We start from the raw sequence: 18,274 nt of genomic DNA on the forward strand, positions 1-18,274 counted from the left end.
ACCATGAAGTCGTTCAGGGCGGCGTACGGGCGGTTGGTGGCCAGGCAGTACTGCCCCCGGGCCCGGAGGTACTCCAGTCCCACCACGCTGTCGAACATTTCCTTCGGCACCCAGTAATCCAGATACCGCTGGGCCTCTTCGAGTCTGCCGATGGCGGTGTGGGCCGCTACCAGCACGGACAGCGGCAATCCGATGGCGACGCCCCAGCCGCGCGGCGGGATGGACCGCAGTGCCGTACCCGCGAGATCAATGGCTGTGGTGAAGTCCCCGTGGCGGCATCGGATATACGCGCGCATGGAGAGGGCGACGGCGCACGGGGTCTTCATGTTCAGTTTGTCGGCCGCGGTGAAAAGCGCCCCGCACAGCCGGTCCGCTGTCTCCGATTCTCCTCTGGCGGCCAATGCCCAGACGATTCGGCAGGCGTATGCGTAGGCGAACCAGAAATGGTTGGAGGGCGACAGGAGATGCATGGTGTCGGGAGAGAAGTCCGCGACCTGCTGAGGATTCTGAAGGTGCCCGATCTCCATTCCCAGCTCGTCCACGGAGAGCTGGAGACCGTGCTCCAGGTTGGCCGCCCACAAACCGTCGACTTCCCCGTCCGGTCCATCCTGACCGGGAAAGTCATGGATCAGCATCGGTTTGAGGAGGGTGACCCACTGCCGGGTCACCCGCAGAGCGGCCGTACTGGACGCGGTTTCGGTGTCACCACTGCCCGACGACCATGTGAAGATTTCTTCCGCGTCGGTGTGCCGGCCGAACCACAGCACCATGAAGAGCAGGAAGCTCTGATACTGCTCCGGGATGTCCGCGGGGGATTCCGCCCGGATCTCGGCCAGCAGGCGGTCCAGCTCGGGTTCGGCGGTCGCCGGATTGCTGGACCATAAGGCTCCGGTCAGCGCCATGAGAATGTCCATGTGCTCCCGCCGGCTGAGGTCGGCGCGGTCGGCGAGGCGCAGACTGGCGATCGCTTCCTCCGTGCAGCCCTCGTCGAGATTCTTCTGGGCCGCCTGCCAGAGGACCGCCACGCCCTTCTGGTCCGGCGTTTTGCCGGCGGTGACCAGGAGTTCCGCCACCGCGATCGGCTCGGCCCCCTCGGCATACAGAAGTTCGGCCGCTTTCGCGCTGAGCCGGGCCCGGTCGTCCGCCGCCAGCGTCTCCAGCGCGACGGAACGGGCGGCGGGGTGCCGGAAACGCCCGTCCTCCAGCAGGCCCGCGGAGTTGAGGAGGTCCATGGCCCGGGACGCGCGTTCCGTACCGTATTCGAGGAGACCGGCCACCCGCCATGGACTGGCGTACGGGCCGAGCACCGCGATCGCTCCGGCCACCTGGAGCAGCGTCTGATGGCGTAGCAGGCACCGGCGATAGGACTCCTGGAACTCCGCTCCGACCGTGAACTCCACTCCGACCGTGACACCGCCGCCCGCCCCACTCCGAGCGGCCTTGAGGTGGTCCCGCAACAGGGCCTTGACCAGCCTCGGGTTACCTCCGCTGATGGCGTGGCAGGAGGCGCGGATCCGGTCGGCCAGGTCGGCGTCGCCGTGCCGCTCCAGCAGGCGTCCGACCCCGGATTCCGGGAGGGTGCCGATCTCGATCTTGTAGAGGTGGTGGAAGCTGTGAATGCGGGTGCACAGGTGGCGGGTCTTGCCGCTGGTCATCACGACGAGTGTGCGAGTGCCTGACGCATGCCGGGCGATATGCAGAAGGCACATCAGGGAAGGGTAGTCGGCATGCTCGGCATCATCGACGGCGAGGATCAGTTGTCTGCCGCCCGCGATGCCGTGCAGCACATCGGATATCTCCCGGACCAGACTTCTCAGCAGGCCCTGTTCGGCCTCCGCGTACCGCTCTCCGGCGGTCCTCCAGCGTGCCACGACGTCCAACGCACCGGTGGAGGTGGAGGACCGGATCAGCTGTTCCACGATATTGAACGGAATGACGGCGTCGTCCGCGAATCCGGTCGCCGTGAGACAGACCGCGCCCGAAGCGGTCGCCTGTTCCTTCAGGCTCCCCAATAAGGTGGTCTTCCCGACACCGGGCCCCCCGATCACTTGAAGAAGCCCGCCATTGCCTTCTGCTGCCGTGCCGAGAACGTCGCGGAGCTCGGATTGATAACCTGTCAGTGCCATACTCATCAGTCCTCGTTGTGGGGGGTTGCGTTTGAGTGATGAGTTGATCTCCGCGGTCATCCCACCCCGCGGAAGAAGAATTCCCTGACGAGACAGATATCCGCTGCGTCGGCAGCGAATTCCCTGATGTGGATCACCTCCGGTGGGAGCCAGTGGTCTTGACGGCCATATAAGCAGAGACGCAACCGGAGCGATACCTTCCACCGATTGTGACCTCAGCCACGATTACCCGCCCCCGCGTGCCCCGTGTGATCGTGCCCGACCGAGCGGGCGGTCTGTCCGAGCGCCCCGGAAAGGGTGGGACACCACCGGCGCCGACGCGCAGGAGAAAAGGAGAGTGCGGCATGCCGACGCGAATACAGCTCAGCCTATGAAACCGGTTGTGGAACCGGCCATAGTCTTTGCTTTTTGCAAAGCTGGCGTTTACCAGCAGCCACCCCGGCCGGCCACCGCTCCCCGCCCGCCACAACGGACTCCGGACCGGCACGCACCCAACCCGTGACCATCCCCCGGTTGCCTCGACGTCATATCACGTACCATTACCGGCAACCTCCTCGCCCTCAGCAGATATCGCCTGCCCCGGCTCGGTCGCGGAGTTGTAAGTGGTTCGGGGCGGCACGGGCTGAATCGCCCTGGGGTTCGCTAGAGACTTCAGATTGTGCTCATGAACCGGGGTTCGTGATTCGTGCAGTAGTTGGCTTCGGATTCGACGGGCGGGACATGACCTATCTCTGCGTGGAGCAGCCGGTGGTTGTACCGGTTGCTCCATTCGTCAATGGCTGAAGCGACCTGGCGAGCAGGCGTCCACGGCCATCCGTCGACTCCACCTTCACCCCTTCGGACAGTCGAATGACCACGAAACACATCGACCCACCGCAGGACACCCGACCCGGACCTGTACCTGGCGGATCACTTCCCGCGGAATACGCTGCCCGAGCCAGCCGTAGTCCAGGGGCACATCAGTGCAGCGGCGGGAACCTCAGACAAAGCTCGGTGGGAGATGCCTGTCTAGCTGCGCATGATGCCAAACCTACATGCCATCGTCATGGGTCTCATGCCTTCAGCCAGGAGCTACCAGACCAGGGGATGCCTCGCGAAGACCGCCCTGTCTAGGGTCGTGCAGGTTAGCTCTCGATCTTCGCGGACCAACTGCGGTCTTGACGAACTGCCCAGCAAACTTCAGGGGTCTTTGTGTCTTCTCTTCTTCACATCGATGCGAGCATCCGCGATGAGGGTTCCACGTCGCGTCAGCTGACCTCGTACTTCGCGACCCAATGGCGGCAGAACCACGCGGATGCCGGCTACGTCTACCGCGACTTGGCCGCTCAGCCCATTCCGCACATCACTCACGCCGTGCGTGAGTACATCCTGAACCCCAGCGGTGACCACGGTCAGACGGCCGAAGAGCAGGCGCTCACCGACGCGGTGGTGGCCGAGGTGCGCGAGGCCGACACGATCGTGCTCGGCGTGCCGATGTACAACTACACGATCCCGTCGACCATCAAGGCCTGGATCGACCTTCTGGTCAGCCCGGCCCACATGATCCCCCCGGGGGCCGACTCCGGTGCGCTCAGTGGCAAGAAGGTCATCGTGGTCACCGCGCGCGGCGGCTCCTACGCGCCGGGCACCCCGCGCGAGGGCTGGGACTACCAGGAGGCGTACCTGCGGGCCGTGCTGAGCTCGATCGGTCTCGCGGACGACCTCACCTTCGTGCACGCCGAGCTGACCCTCGCCGCGATCGTGCCGGACATGGCAGCGCTCAAGCCGCTGGGTGAGAAGTCCCTGGCGACCGCCGAGGAGACGCTCAAGAAACTGTCCGTCTGAATTTCCTGCGCGCCTGCGGACCCGTAGAGGTCTGCACCGGTTCGCCGTCCCCTCCCTTCCCCTCCGGTGGGGGTCGGCGGGTCGCCGCGCGGGGGCGGAACGACGCGCCGGACCAGGGCCAGGTGGAACGTTGAAGAAACGCCCTGCGCGTGCGGACGCGGTGCTGAAGATCGGCCTCCGCTCCCTCCTGGAGGCCTGCCCCGACCTCCGGCTGGCCGTGCCGACCGACGAGGTTCCGCTACGGACCAGGCAATCCGTGTTCTCTGTGAAGAGCCTGCCCGTCTCCTGGTAACCGTTCCTACCGCACGCCGCGGCGCCCCGATCGCACGGCCAAGGCTGATCCACGCGGCCCAGCACACCGCAGGCCCGGAAGCCGACCCGCACACGGTGGAGCTGACTCAACTCGCCCCCCCACATCTGTACACGGTCCCGGACCAGCAGGCTTATCCCCGATAGCCGGAAGGATTTCGAGTCAAGGTGCTTCCCGACCTGATTACCCCACTACCGGTCATCCTGAGGGAGAACGCGGGCCGGTTCCCGGACAAGATCGCTTTCGAGGATGACCGGCAAGCGGTCACCTACGGAGAGCTCGACGCACGGACGCGGAGGCTGGCCGGTCACCTGGCCGGCCTCGGTGTCCGGCGCGGCGACCGGGTTGCCCTGTGCCTCGGCAACTCCGTCGCGATGGTGGAGAGCTACCTCGCCGTGGTGCGGGCTGGCGGCATCGGGGTACCGATCAACCCACAGGCCGCCCCGGCGGAAATAAAATACCTCCTGGCCGACAGCGCAGCGGCGTTCGCCGTCACAGGCACCGCACATGCTGAAACTCTTCTTCAGTCAATTCCCCATGCAACACGCGGAGTGTCCGTCATCGTGGCCGGCGCCCCCGGCGCCGGTGCTGTCCACACTCTGCCCCCGGGCACCGCAGCGTATGAGGAACTCGCCGCCACCGAGCCCGTCACCGAAGCCCCGGACGACCTCGGCCTTGACGAGGTGGCCTGGATGTTCTACACCTCGGGCACCACCGGCCGCCCCAAGGGCGTCCTGTCCACCCAGCGCAACTGCCTCTACTCCGTTGCCTCCTGCTACATACCCGTGCCCGGACTCTCCGAGCATGACCGGGTCCTGTGGCCACTGCCGCTCTTCCACAGCCTGTCTCACATCGCCTGCGTCCTGTCCGTCACCGTCTCCGGCGCCACCGCCCGGATCATGGACGGCAGTTCAGCCGACGACATCCTGACCGCCCTGCGCGAGGACCGCTCCACCTTCCTGGCTGGCGTCCCCACCACCTACCACCACCTGGTCCGCATCGCCCGACGCACCGGCCTCTCGCTGCCCGACCTGAGGATCGGTCTCGTCGGAGGTGCCGTCACCGGTCCCGGCCTGCGCCGTTCTTTTGAGGAGACCTTCGGCGTCCCCCTCGTCGACGCCTACGGCAGCACCGAAACCTGCGGCGCCATCACCATCAACCCACCCGACGGCCACGTGGTCGAGGGCTCCTGTGGCCTCCCCGTGCCCGGTGTCGGAGTCCGGATCGTCGACCCCCGCACCGGGCAGGACGTGCCCGCCGGGCAGGAAGGCGAGGTCTGGGTCAGCGGGCCGAACGTCATGGTCGGCTACCACAACAGCCCGCAGGCCACCGCCGAGGCCCTGCAGAACGGCTGGTTCCACACCGGCGACCTGGCCCGGCGCGACGAAGCCGGCTACTTCACCATCTGCGGCCGCCTCAAGGACGTCATCATCCGCGGTGGCGAGAACATCCACCCCGACGAGATCGAGACCGCCCTGCGCGGGGCCGAGGGACTGGCCGACGCCGCAGTCGCGGGCATGCCCCACGACACCCTCGGCGAGGTCCCCGTCGCCTGGGTAGTCCCCGGTCCGGACGGCATCAACCTCGCCCGGCTGCTCGACCACTGCAGCGCCCAACTCTCCCCCCACAAGCTCCCCGAGCGCATATACGAGGCCCGGACCATCCCCAGAACTGCCTCGGGGAAGGTCATCCGCCGCCTCCTCGCTGACCTGCCGGCCCGGCTGCGATACGCCGCCGACGGCCACCACGAGGAACTGATGCTGAGGGAGTGGAGCAGAGTGGCAAGCTCCTCCGGCGCACCGGAAGAACTGCGCTGGGCAGTAGTGGGCCGGACCGCCGTCACCGACGGCCTGGCCGCCGCACTCCGGGCGGCCGGCGTCGCCGACGTACAGCAATACGCCGACCTTGCAACGTCACGCACCACTCCTGACGCGGCCACCGACGTGACGGTCCTCGCGGAGGCGGACGCGGGCACGTTGACGTCAGCCTGTGCTGGACGGGACAAGGAGAGCGGGCCCCGGCTCGTCGTCCTCACCCGGGGCGCGATGGGCGCCACCGACCGGGACGGGACACCAGAGTGCGCCGAAGTTGCGCTGTGGGCGGCCGCACGGGCTGCACAGGCCGACGGGAACGACGGCGCACCGCTGACAATCGTCGACGTCGAGCCTCGTACCCCGGAGCCCGAGTATGCTGCGGCGCTGATCGCCGCCGTTGCTTCAGGCCTGCCCCAGCTCGCCGTACGGGACGGGGAGCTGCTGCGGCCCAGGTTCATCCGCCTACCCGTCGTCGACGGGACGGATCTTGCCGTGGCGGCGTTTGACGGCCCCGTGGTCGTCACTGGTGCCGACACGAAGACTGGTGCGGCCCTCGCCCGACACCTGGTCACCGCGCACGGAACACGCCACCTCGTGCTCGTCCACGCAACCAATACCTACGACGGCTGCAGCCAGGACGAGCCGCTGCCGGAGGGCGTGGACATCGTCCATGTCGTGGCCGACGGCTCGGATTCGGCGGACCTGTATGAGGCGCTGACCAGGACCGGCCCCGTATCGGCGGTCGTGCACACCGCTGATGATCCTGAACTTGCCCAAGCGCTACATGACTTCACCGCCGACGGCGATCTCGCCGCGTTCGTCGCAGTGACCGAGGCTGCTGCACTGGTGGGTGTGCAGCCCGACGGCCTTGCCTCGGCGGTGGTGACCGCCGCCCTTACCGAGGCCGTGATCCGCGACCGCCGACTGCGTGGAATGCCTGGCCAATTGCTGGCGCTCGGCCAGCCGGACGCGGGCCCTGGCGCCTTCGACGCACTGATCGAAACAGGATTGCCGTGCCTGCTGGCGCTCCGGCCGACCAACATGCACCAGGGCGACCGCCTGCAGGCGCTTCTCGGCACCCTGATCGAACAAGATCCCAGCAGCGTTGCCCACGCCGACGAGACAGTGACCTATGCTCTGCGCGCCCACCTGGCAAACCTGGACGAGCGGGACCAACTCGATCTGCTCGGCGAACTGGTCCGCGAGCAGACTGCCGACGTCATCGCCCTCAAAAACACCGAGCCGATCCCGCCCGGTCGTGCCTTCCGAGACCTCGGTCTCAGCTCTATCGCCGTCGTCGAGCTGCGCAACCGCCTGACCGAACGGACCGGGCTGCGCCTGCCCACCACCGTGACCTTCGACCACCCGACTCCCGAGGCCCTCGCCGCACATCTTCGGGCCAGAATCCTGGGGCTGAACGACACCGATGCAGCCTCGTCGGCCACGCCCACGGCAACACCGGCCGACCTCGGTGAGCCGATCGCGATCGTGGGTATGGCGTGTCGTCTGCCGGGTGGGGTGGCGAGTCCTGAGGACTTGTGGCGGTTGGTCAGTGAGGGCCGGGATGCGCTGTCGGGCTTCCCTGATGACCGTGGCTGGGATCTGGATGGCCTGTTCCACTCCGACCCGGGCAAGAGGGGTACGTCGTACACCGATCAGGGTGGGTTCCTGTCGGGGGCCGGCCTGTTCGATGCGGGCTTCTTCGGGATCTCGCCGCGTGAGGCGATGGCGATGGATCCACAGCAGCGACTGTTGCTGGAGGTCTCTTGGGAGGCCCTGGAACGGACCGGAATCGACCCGGGGACGTTGAAGGGCCGGGACGTCGGTGTCTTCTCCGGTCTGATGGGACACGGATATGGTACGGCGGGTGCAGCTCCGGCGGAGCTCGAAGGCTTCATAGCCACGGGCACGGCATCGAGCGTGGCCTCGGGGCGTGTGTCGTATGTGTTCGGTTTCGAGGGCCCGGCCGTGACTGTTGACACGGCCTGCTCCTCGTCCCTTGTCGCAATCCACCTGGCAGTCCAGTCACTGCGCCAGGGAGAGTGCTCGATGGCGCTGGCAGGCGGCGCGGCGGTGATGGCGACGCCGGACACTTTCGTAGAGTATTCGCGCCAACGCGCGCTTTCCCCGGACGGCCGGTGCAAGTCGTACGCGGATGGCGCGGACGGCACGGGCTGGGCCGAAGGCGCCGGTGTGATCGTCCTCGAGTGGCTGTCGGAGGCGCGGCGTAATGGGCATCGTGTGCTTGCGGTGGTCCGTGGCGGTGCGGTGAATCAGGATGGTGCGTCGAATGGTCTGACGGCGCCGAATGGTCCGTCGCAGCAGCGGGTGATCCGTAAGGCGCTTGCCAGCGCGGGTTTGTCGGCGGGCGATGTGGATGTGGTGGAGGGGCATGGCACGGGTACGGTGCTGGGTGATCCGATCGAGGCGCAGGCGCTGCTGGCGACGTACGGGCAGGGCCGGCCGCAGGATCGGCCGTTGTGGCTGGGGTCGTTGAAGTCGAACATCGGTCATACGCAGGCGGCCGCGGGTGTGGCTGGTGTGATCAAGATGGTGCAGGCGCTGCGGCATGGCGTCATGCCCGCGACCCTGCACGTCGATGCTCCATCGTCGCAGGTGGACTGGTCGATGGGTGCGGTGGAGCTGCTGACGGAGGCGCGGGAGTGGCCCGGCACCGACCGGCCGCGCCGAGCGGGGGTCTCCTCCTTCGGTGTCAGCGGCACGAACGCGCATGTGATCCTGGAACAGGCCCCTGTTGAGCAGTCCGCAGCCCCGGAGCCTGTTGAGCCGGGGCTGGTGGAGACCGGACAGGGCGTGGTGCCCTTGGTCATTTCAGCGAAGAGTGCTGGTTCGCTGGTGGGGCAGGCAGAGCGGCTGGTGTCGTTCATCAGTTCCACCGAGCGTGTGGCCCTGCCGGAGATCGCGGTGGGGTTGACGTCAGGGCGGGCGGTGCTGTCCGAGCGTGCAGTGGTGGTGGCGGGTTCGCGTGAGGAGGCGTTGGCGGGGTTTGGTGCGCTGGCGCGGGGCGAGTCCCATCCCGGTGTGGTCACCGGCGGGTCGCTTGGTGCCGCTTCTGGGCGGACGGTTCTGGTGTTTCCGGGGCAGGGTTCGCAGTGGGTGGGGATGGGTCGTGAGCTGCTGGACTCGTCGCCGGTGTTTGCGGAGCGGGTCGGGGAGTGTGCGGCGGCGTTTGAGCGGTGGGTGGACTGGTCGCTCGTTGATGTGCTGCGGGGGGAAGCTCCGGCCGAGCTGTTGGAGCGGATCGATGTGATTCAGCCGGCGTTGTTCTCCGTGATGGTGGGTCTGGCGGCGGTGTGGGAATCGGTGGGGGTGGTGCCGGACGCGGTGATCGGTCACTCGCAGGGCGAGATCGCCGCCGCGTGTGTGGCGGGCGCACTGTCGTTGGAGGACGCTGCACGCATTGTGGTGTTGCGCTCACAGCTGTTCGCCGACGAACTGGTGGGGCGAGGCGCGGTCGCGTCCGTTGCACTGTCCCGGCAAGAGGTGGAGGAGTGGCTGACGCCGTTCGGAGACCTGTTGTCCGTCGCGGGCGTCAACAGCCCCCGCCTCGTGACCGTAGCCGGGGCACCCGGGCCGCTCCAAGATCTGATAGCGGCGCTGAACGAGCGAGGGATCCGGGCTCGGATCGTGCCTGCGACAGTCGCCTCGCACTCCCCACAGGTCGACGGGTTGCGCGGCCGTATTGCCGAGCTGCTGTCCTTCGTGCGCCCTCGCAGGGGCCGCGTGCCGCTGTACTCGACCGTCACCGGTGAGGTCGTGCAGGGCCCCGAACTGACGGCCGACTACTGGTTCGAGAACTGCCGCCAGCCGGTTGATTTCGAACCCGTCGTCCGCAAACTGCTGGCCAGCGGTCACACGGTATTCGTGGAGTCGAGTGCCCATCCGGTTCTGGTCCAGCCGGTCAACGAGATCGTCGACATCCATGGCGGGGCGGCTCTCGTCGCTGGCACCCTGCGCCGTCACGAGGGCGGGTTCCGCCGCCTGTTGACATCGATGGCTGAGCTGTTCGTCCGGGGCCTCCCCGTCGACTGGAGCGTGGCTCTCCCGGCCAGAAGCGGCTCCGGCACGGTGCACGTCGACCTTCCGACGTATGCCTTCGACCACCAGCACTACTGGCTGAAGACCGAGCCTGCGGTCGATGCCGCATCCCTCGGGCAAACTGCTGCCGACCACCCGCTCATCGGAGCGATAGTCGGCCGGCCAGACACCGGCGGTTTCATGACAACCTCGTGGTGGTCGGCAGCCGCCCACCGGTGGCTTGGCGATCACGCTGTCGGCGACGCCTTCGTCGTGCCGAGTGCGGCGCTGGTTGAGCTGGCCATCCGGTTCGGCGACGAGGTCGGCAGCCCCGTGGTCGAGGAGCTGACGGTGCAGCAGCCCGTCGTGCTGCCCCAGCACGGTGGCAGGGCCGTACAGATGACCGTCGGGAAGGCCGACGAGCAGGGGCGGCGGCCGGTCGAGGTGCACTCCAAGCCGGACGACGCCGGCCTGGACGCCATATGGACCCGCCACGCCACCGGCACGCTTGCGCCCGGGCCGGTGGCCTTGGCTACTTCCGGCGGCGCGTGGCCCAAGAACGGTCCCGCGATCGATGTTGCCCTCGACGAGGAGATCGGCGACGCCGACCGCTATGGCCTGCACCCGGCGCTGCTCAACGCAGCGATCCGAACGACCCTCCCCGCGGACATGATCGCGACCCGGTGGAGCGGGGTGACCTTGCTGGCCTCCGGCGCCGCCGCGGTGCGTGTCCGCTCGTCCTGTACCACTACTGGTGAGACCCGCCTTGAGCTCAGCGATGCCACCGGCGCACCCGTGCTGACCGCCGATGCTGTCGTCGCCGAGCCGCACTCGCCCGAACCGGAAGTGATCGCGGACACGTCAGCACCTGCCGCCCTGTTCCGAGTCGACTGGACCGAACTGCCCGTTTCCGCGTGCGAGGTGCCCGACCACGCCTACACCACGGCGACGGTCGTCGACCCCGAGGACATTGCCGCCTGCGCGGCGGACGGCACAGCGGTACCGAGCCTCCTGATGTACGAGGCCGGGCGCATGCCCGCCGACCCGCGTGAGGCCGTCGCCGCGGCCTTGGCCGTTCTCCAGGCTTGGTTGGCGGAGCCAGCCCTGGCGCACAGCCGCCTCGTCGTGACATTGCCCAGCGACGCCGAGGACGATCTCGCCGGGTCCGCTGTGGCGGGACTGCTACGTTCAGCGCAGTCGGAGCACCCGGACCGTATCGTCCTTGTCGACCGCGACGAAGTCGAGCACCGCGACGGTCCGTCGACCTCGGAGACATCGGAGGTATTGACAGTAGCGAAGGCCGTGGCACTTGCGGTGGCCGCAGGTGAGCCGCGGGTCCGTCTGCGCGGTGGTGTGGTCTCAGTACCTCGACTGGAGCGCGCCCCGCTCCCCGAAGGCCCGCGGCGCGAGCTCCACCCCGACGGCACCGTCCTCGTCACCGGCGGTACCGGTATGCTCGGCGGTCTCGTCGCGCGACACTTGGCGACTGAGCACGGCGTACGGCACCTGCTGCTGGCCAGCCGCAGCGGACCAGACGCCGAAGGGGCAGCGGCGCTGCACGAGGAACTGACCGAGCTCGGCGTAACCGTCACTATCGCCGCGTGCGACACCGCCGACCGGGACGCCGTCGTGGCGCTCCTGGCCGCCGTACCAGACACACACCCGCTCACCGCCGTGGTCCACACCGCAGGCACACTCGACGATGGCGTGGTCACCGCCCTGACCCCGGACCGTGTGGACACCGTCCTGCGGCCGAAACTAGATGCCGCACTGCACCTGCACGAGCTGACCCGGGACATCGACCTTGCGGCGTTCATCCTCTTTTCCTCCGCCGCCGGAGTCCTCGGCAACCCCGGCCAGGGCAACTACGCCGCAGCCAACGCCTCCTTGGACGCCCTTGCCCTCCACCGCCGCCGATCGGGTCTGCCCGGTGTCTCCCTCGCCTGGGGCTACTGGAGTGACGTCAGTGCCATGACCCGACACCTTGGTGCCGTGGACCTACACCGCACCCGGCGCCTAGGCATGGTCGGTCTCTCCGCCTCCGAGGGCATGGCGCTCTTTGACACCGCTCTGCAGGTAGGTGAAGGGACTTCCGCCGCCCTCGTGGCCACCCGGTTCGATCTGCCCTCCCTGCGGGCGTCCGCCCGCGCCGGAACCGCAGTAGCCCCCCTGCTGCGCGGCCTTGCGCCTTCTCCTCGGCCTGCGGCCAAAGCCATGCTCGCGGCCGGTACCGACTCCCTGCGGCAGCGGCTCCACAACCTGGGCAACCAGGAGCGCACCGAGGCATTGGTCGATCTTGTCCGCCGGAACGCCGCCCAAGTGCTCGGCCATTCCAAGGCCGATGCCGTGCGCGCCGACCGTGCCTTCAAGGACGCCGGCTTCGACTCGCTAACCGCCGTAGAGCTGCGCAACCGGCTCGCGGCCGCGACTGGTCTCACCCTCTCCTCTACCATTGTCTTCGACTACCCGAAGCCGATGCTGCTCGCCGACCACCTGCGCGTGCGGATCTTCGGCGACGACGAACAGCGGAACGAAGACGACCAGAAAGGCGACCGCCAGGAGCAGGGCGCTGGGAAGCGCACCATCGGCACCGTGGCCGCCCTCTCGGACGATCCGATCGCCATCGTCGCGATGGCCTGTCGCTTCCCGGGCGGTGTAGAGAGCCCTGAAGACCTGTGGCGCCTGGTCGCCGAAGGCGTCGACGTCATCGGAGAGTTCCCCGACGACCGCGGCTGGGACATCGACCGGCACTACGACGCCGACCCGGACAGCGTCGGCAAGACCTACGCACGGTACGGCGCGTTCCTGGACGACGCGACCGGATTCGACGCTGCCTTCTTCGGGATCTCCCCGAACGAGGCGCTCGCGATGGACCCGCAGCAGCGGCTGCTCCTGGAGACCTCCTGGGAGGCGTTCGAACGCGCCGCGATCGACCCGACAACGCTCGGCGGTAAGGACATCGGCGTGTTCGTCGGTGTCAACAGCCACGACTACACCGTACGGATGCACCACGCGTCCGGCGTCGAGGGCTTCCGCCTGACCGGCAGCTCCGGCAGCGTCCTCTCGGGCCGGATCGCCTACCAGTTCGGCTTCGAGGGCCCGGCCATCACGATCGACACGGCCTGCTCGTCCTCTCTCGTCGCCCTGCACCTGGCGGCCCGCGCACTCACGCAGGGCGAGTGCTCCATGGCCCTCGCCGGTGGTGTGATGGTCATGGGCAACCTGGAGACCTTCGTCGAGTTCTCCCGGCAGCGCGGCCTCTCCCGGGACGGTCGCTGCAAGGCCTTCGCCGACGCTGCGGACGGAACCGGCTGGTCCGAGGGCGTCGGCGTGCTCCTCGTCGAGCGGCTCTCCGACGCACGCCGCCGGGGCCACCAGGTCCTCGCGGTGGTCAGCGGCAGCGCGGTCAACCAGGACGGTGCGTCCAACGGGCTCACGGCGCCGAACGGGCTTTCGCAGCAGCGGGTGATCCGCAGGGCGCTCGCCGACGCCGGTCTGTCGACGTCGGACGTGGACGTGGTGGAAGGCCACGGCACGGGAACGGTGCTCGGCGACCCGATCGAGGCGCAGGCGCTGCTCGCGACGTACGGGCAGGACCGGCCTGCCGACCGCCCGCTGTGGCTCGGCTCGGTCAAGTCCAACATCGGTCACACGCAGGCCGCGGCCGGCGTGGCAGGCGTCATCAAGATGGTCATGGCGATGCGGCACGGCGTCCTGCCCCGCACGCTGCACGTGGACCGGCCCTCGACCCACGTGGACTGGTCCGCGGGCGCGGTCGAACTGCTCGCCGAGGCCCGGGAGTGGCCGGAGGCCGGGCACCCGCGGCGCGCCGGCGTCTCGTCCTTCGGTATCGGAGGCACCAACGCGCACGTCGTGATCCAGCAGACGCCGGTGAAGGACGCTGAGGCGTCCTCGCGGGCGGCGGGTGATCCGGCCTCTGGCGTCGCCTCGGCGTCTGCCGTGCGCCCGGGGCTTGACGGTGATCCGGCGTCTGGTGTCGCCTCGGCGTCCGCCGCCGAACCCGTACCGTCACTTCCCGCTCTCCTGCCCGTGCCCGTGTCGGCCCGGACGGCGGTGGCTCTGCGTGCCCAGGCCGGGCGCCTCGCCCGCTTCGTCGATGCGCGGTCCGAGCTGTCCCTCACCGACACCGCGCACGCACTGGCCACCACTCGCGCCCGGTTCGACCACCGGGCGATCCTGCTGGCCGCCGATCGGCAGCAGCTCGCCGATGCGCTGCGCGAGCTCAGCAACGGTACGCCCACCGCCGCCACCGTCACCGGCAGCCCTGCCGAGGGCAAGCTGGCCTTCCTCTTCACCGGACAGGGCAGCCAGTGGGCCGGCATGGGCCGCGAACTCGCCGCGCTGTACCCGGCTTTCCGGAACGCCTTCGCCGCCGCGTGCGACGCCGTCGAACGGCACCTGGACGGCCACCTGGCGCGCCCGCTGCACGAGGTGGTGTTCGCCGAGCCCGGCACGGCCGAGGCCGCACTGCTCGACCGCACCCTGTACACGCAGGCCGGTCTCTTCGCCCTGGAGACCGCGCTGGTCCGGCTCTTCGCATCCTGGGGCGTACGGCCGGACCTGGTCGCCGGACACTCGGTCGGCGAGGTCTCCGCCGCCCACGCGGCCGGAGTCCTCGACCTGGCGGAGGCGGGCGAACTGGTCGCCGCCCGCGCCCGGTTGATGCAGGCGCTGCCCGAGGGCGGCGCGATGGTCGCCGTACAGACGACCGAGGCCGAGGTGACGCCGCTGCTGGCCGAGGCCTCGGGCGAGATCGCGATCGCCGCGGTCAACGGACCCGACGCCGTCGTGCTCTCCGGCGCCGAGGACACCGTCCTGGCCGTGGCCGCACGACTGGCCGAGCAGGGCAGGAAGACCAAACGCCTGACGGCCAGTCACGCCTTCCACTCGCCGCTGATGGCCCCCATGCTCGACGAGTTCCGCGCCGTCGTCGCCCGGCTGCGCCCCCGGCCGGCCACCGTCCCGGTCGTCTCCACGCTCACCGGTGCCCCCGCCGAGGACGGCCGGTTCGCCACCCCGGAGTACTGGGTCGACCAGGTCCGCCACGCCGTACGGTTCGCCGACGCGGTCGCCGCGCTGCGCGACCAAGGCGCCGGGACCTTCCTGGAGATCGGGCCCGGCGGCGGCCTGACCGCCCTCGCCCTTGGCACGCTCGGCCCGGACCACCGGGGCTGCGTTGCCACCCTGCGCGAGGACGGCTCCGAGGAGAGTGCCGTCCTCACCGCGCTCGCCGAACTGCACGTCCGCGGCACGGACATCGACTGGCCCGCCCTCCTCGGCGCCCCGGCCACCGCGATCGGCGCCGACCTGCCCACGTACGCCTTCCAGCACCAGCGGTACTGGGTCGGACCCGAGACCACCGCCATCGATGCCGAGGCGTTCGGCGCCCGCGCCGCCGGGCACCCGCTGCTCGGCACGGCCGTCGAGATCCCCGACCAGGACCACGTCGGCACGGCCGGCAACGGCGGCACCCGCGTGGTGCTCACCGGGCGGCTCGACCGGCGCGCGCTCGGCCGGCTCCTCGACCCCGCCACCGGCACCGTTCCGGCCGCCGTGCTCCTCGACCTGCTGCTCCACGCCGGCACCGAGACGGGCAGCGGCGCCGCCGAGCAGATCACCGTCGACACACCGCTGACCGTGCCCGAACATGGTCACCTCCAGCTGCGCGTCCACGTCGATACCCCCGGCCGAGACGGGCTGCGCCCGGTCGCCGTCCACAGCAGGCACTCCGGCGACGAGGCCGGCACCTGGACGCGCCACGCCCGCGCCCTGCTCCGGCCCGGCCTGCCCAGGCCCTCCTTCGACCTGCGCACCTGGCTGGCCACCGGAGCCGACGACGCCCCGGCGGACATCCGCGACCTCCACGGCGTACGCGGCCTCACGGAACAGGACGGCCTGCTCACCGCCGACCTCTCCCTGCCCCCGGAACTCGTCGGCGAGGCAGCGGGGTTCACGCTCCACCCCGTACTCCTCGACACCGTCCTTCGCCTCCTGGCCGGTCGTACCGGCGAGAGCGCGCTCGACCTCACAGCCTGCGCCGACCTGGCCGTGTACGCGGAGGGCGCCACGGCCCTGCGGCTGCGGGTCACGCCCGTCGAGGGCGGACGCCACCTCGTGGAGCTCGCCGACCACACGGGTGAACCGGTTGCTGCGCTCGGCCCGGTGACCCTGGGCCGCCTCGACAGTGCCACCGTCGCCGCCACTCCCGCTGTCCGCGAGGCGCAGGCCACGGAGGACGGGCCGCTCGTCCGGCGAGTGGTCGGCCGGTCGGCCGCCGAGAGCGGACCGCTGGCCCACCGGCTCGCCACGCTCGGCGCCACCGAACAGCAGCGCGTCCTGCTGGACCTAGTGAAGGAAAGCGCAGCCGTCGTCCTCGGCCACACCGGCGCCGACGCGCTCGACGAGAACCAGCCGCTCAAGGACCTCGGCTTCGATTCCCTCAGCGCCGTCAAACTGCGCAACCGGTTGCACGACTTCACCGGCATGAGCCTCCCCAGCAGCCTCGTCTTCGACTACCCGACCCCGTCCGCCCTCGCCGGACACCTGCGCGCCGAACTGCTCGGCGAGGAAGGGGCGACGGCGTCCGACGGCGTCGCCCGATCCATACCGGCCGTGCCCGCGGAACCCGACGAGCCGATCGCCATCATCGCCACGAGCACCCGTCTGCCCGGCGGAGTCAACACCCCCGAGGAACTGTGGCGATTGGTCATCGAGCAGCGCGACGCGCTCTCCGGCTTCCCTCAGGACCGGGACTGGGACGTCGACAAGCTCTACCACCCGGACCCCACCCACCCCGGCACCACCTACACCCGCGTCGGCGGATTCCTGCACGACGCGGCCCAGTTCGACGCCGGACTCTTCGGGATCTCGCCGCGCGAGGCGCTGGCGATGGACCCGCAGCAGCGGCTGCTCCTGGAGACCTCGTGGGAGGCCCTGGAACGCGCCGGCATCGACCCGCTCTCCACGCGGGGCCGTGACATCGGTGTCTTCACCGGCATCGTCCACCACGACTACGTCACCCGGTTGCGGCAGGTCCCCGAGGACGTCCGGGGCTATGTGATGACCGGCACCTCCTCGAGCGTGGCGTCGGGACGCGTGTCGTACGTGTTCGGCTTCGAGGGTCCGGCGGTGACCGTCGACACGGCCTGCTCCTCCTCGCTCGTGGCGATGCACCTGGCGGCCCAGGCACTGCGGCGAGGCGAGTGCTCGCTCGCCCTCGCGGGCGGTGCGACCGTCATGTCCAGCCCGGACGCCTTCGTGGAGTTCGCCCACCAGCGCGGCCTCTCCGCCGACGGCCGGTGCAAGGCGTACTCCTCGACCGCCGACGGCACTGGCTGGGCCGAGGGCGTGGGCGTGGTCGTCCTGGAGCGCCTGTCGGAGGCCCGTCGCAACGGCCACCGGATCCTGGCCGTGCTGCGTGGCAGCGCGGTCAACCAGGACGGCACCTCGAACGGCCTGACCGCACCCAACGGGCCCTCACAGCAGCGGGTCATCCGGCGCGCCCTGTCCGACGCGGGACTGTCGACGAAGGACATCGACGTCGTCGAGGGCCACGGCACCGGCACCTCCCTGGGCGACCCGATCGAGGTCCAGGCCCTGCTGGCCACCTACGGCCAGGACCGGCCCGCCGACCGCCCGCTGTGGCTCGGCTCGCTGAAGTCCAACATCGGCCACACCCAGGCGGCGGCGGGTGTGTCCGGCGTCATCAAGGTGGTGGAGGCGATGCGGCACGGCGTCATGCCGCCGACGCTGCACATCGAGGAGCCGACGCCGCAGGTGGACTGGACGGCTGGCGCGGTCGAACTGCTCAGGGAGGCGCGGGAGTGGCCGGCCACGGGTCGGCCGCGCAGGGCCGCCGTCTCCTCTTTCGGCGCGAGCGGCACCAACGCGCATGTGATCTTGGAGGAGGCACCCGAGGAGCCCGCGGCGCCTGTAGAGGCGCCGGTGACCCCGGCGGCCGCAAATGGCGTGGCGCCGCTCGTCGTCTCGGCGCGGAGTGCCGGTGCGCTGGTGGGCCAGGCGGAGCGGCTGGCGTCTTTCATCGAGGCTGAGGACGGTGCGACGCTGTCGCATGTGGCGGGTGCGCTGGTCGCTCGGCGGGCGGTGTTGTCGGAGCGTGCGGTGGTGGTGGCGGGTTCGCG

The 18,274-nt window shown here is 69.6% G+C and carries 3 protein-coding genes and 1 pseudogene; 3 read left to right on the plus strand and 1 reads right to left on the minus strand.

What is annotated here, in order from left to right:
- A pseudogene (locus IEJ02_RS50810) lies at positions 1-2,186 on the minus strand (AAA family ATPase); the annotation flags it as partial.
- A 1,131-nt stretch (positions 2,187-3,317) separates the two neighbouring features.
- Here IEJ02_RS50810 and IEJ02_RS21700 point away from each other — a divergent pair.
- The 3 genes from IEJ02_RS21700 to IEJ02_RS21715 all read left to right on the plus strand — a co-directional run.
- Positions 3,318-3,950, plus strand: a complete 633-nt coding sequence (locus IEJ02_RS21700) for an FMN-dependent NADH-azoreductase (RefSeq protein WP_191066372.1) — start codon at positions 3,318-3,320, stop codon at positions 3,948-3,950.
- 130 nt (positions 3,951-4,080) lie between these two features.
- A complete protein-coding gene (locus IEJ02_RS21705) occupies positions 4,081-4,242 on the plus strand; it encodes a hypothetical protein (protein ID WP_191066373.1) in 162 nt (53 codons plus the stop codon).
- Positions 4,243-4,427: 185 nt separating this feature from the next.
- A partial coding sequence (locus IEJ02_RS21715) for an SDR family NAD(P)-dependent oxidoreductase (RefSeq protein ID WP_317985866.1) occupies positions 4,428-18,274 on the plus strand: 13,847 nt, incomplete at its 3' end.

The organism is Streptomyces sp. 5-10, assembly GCF_014712245.1.
GTDB classification, from domain to species: domain Bacteria; phylum Actinomycetota; class Actinomycetes; order Streptomycetales; family Streptomycetaceae; genus Streptomyces; species Streptomyces violaceusniger.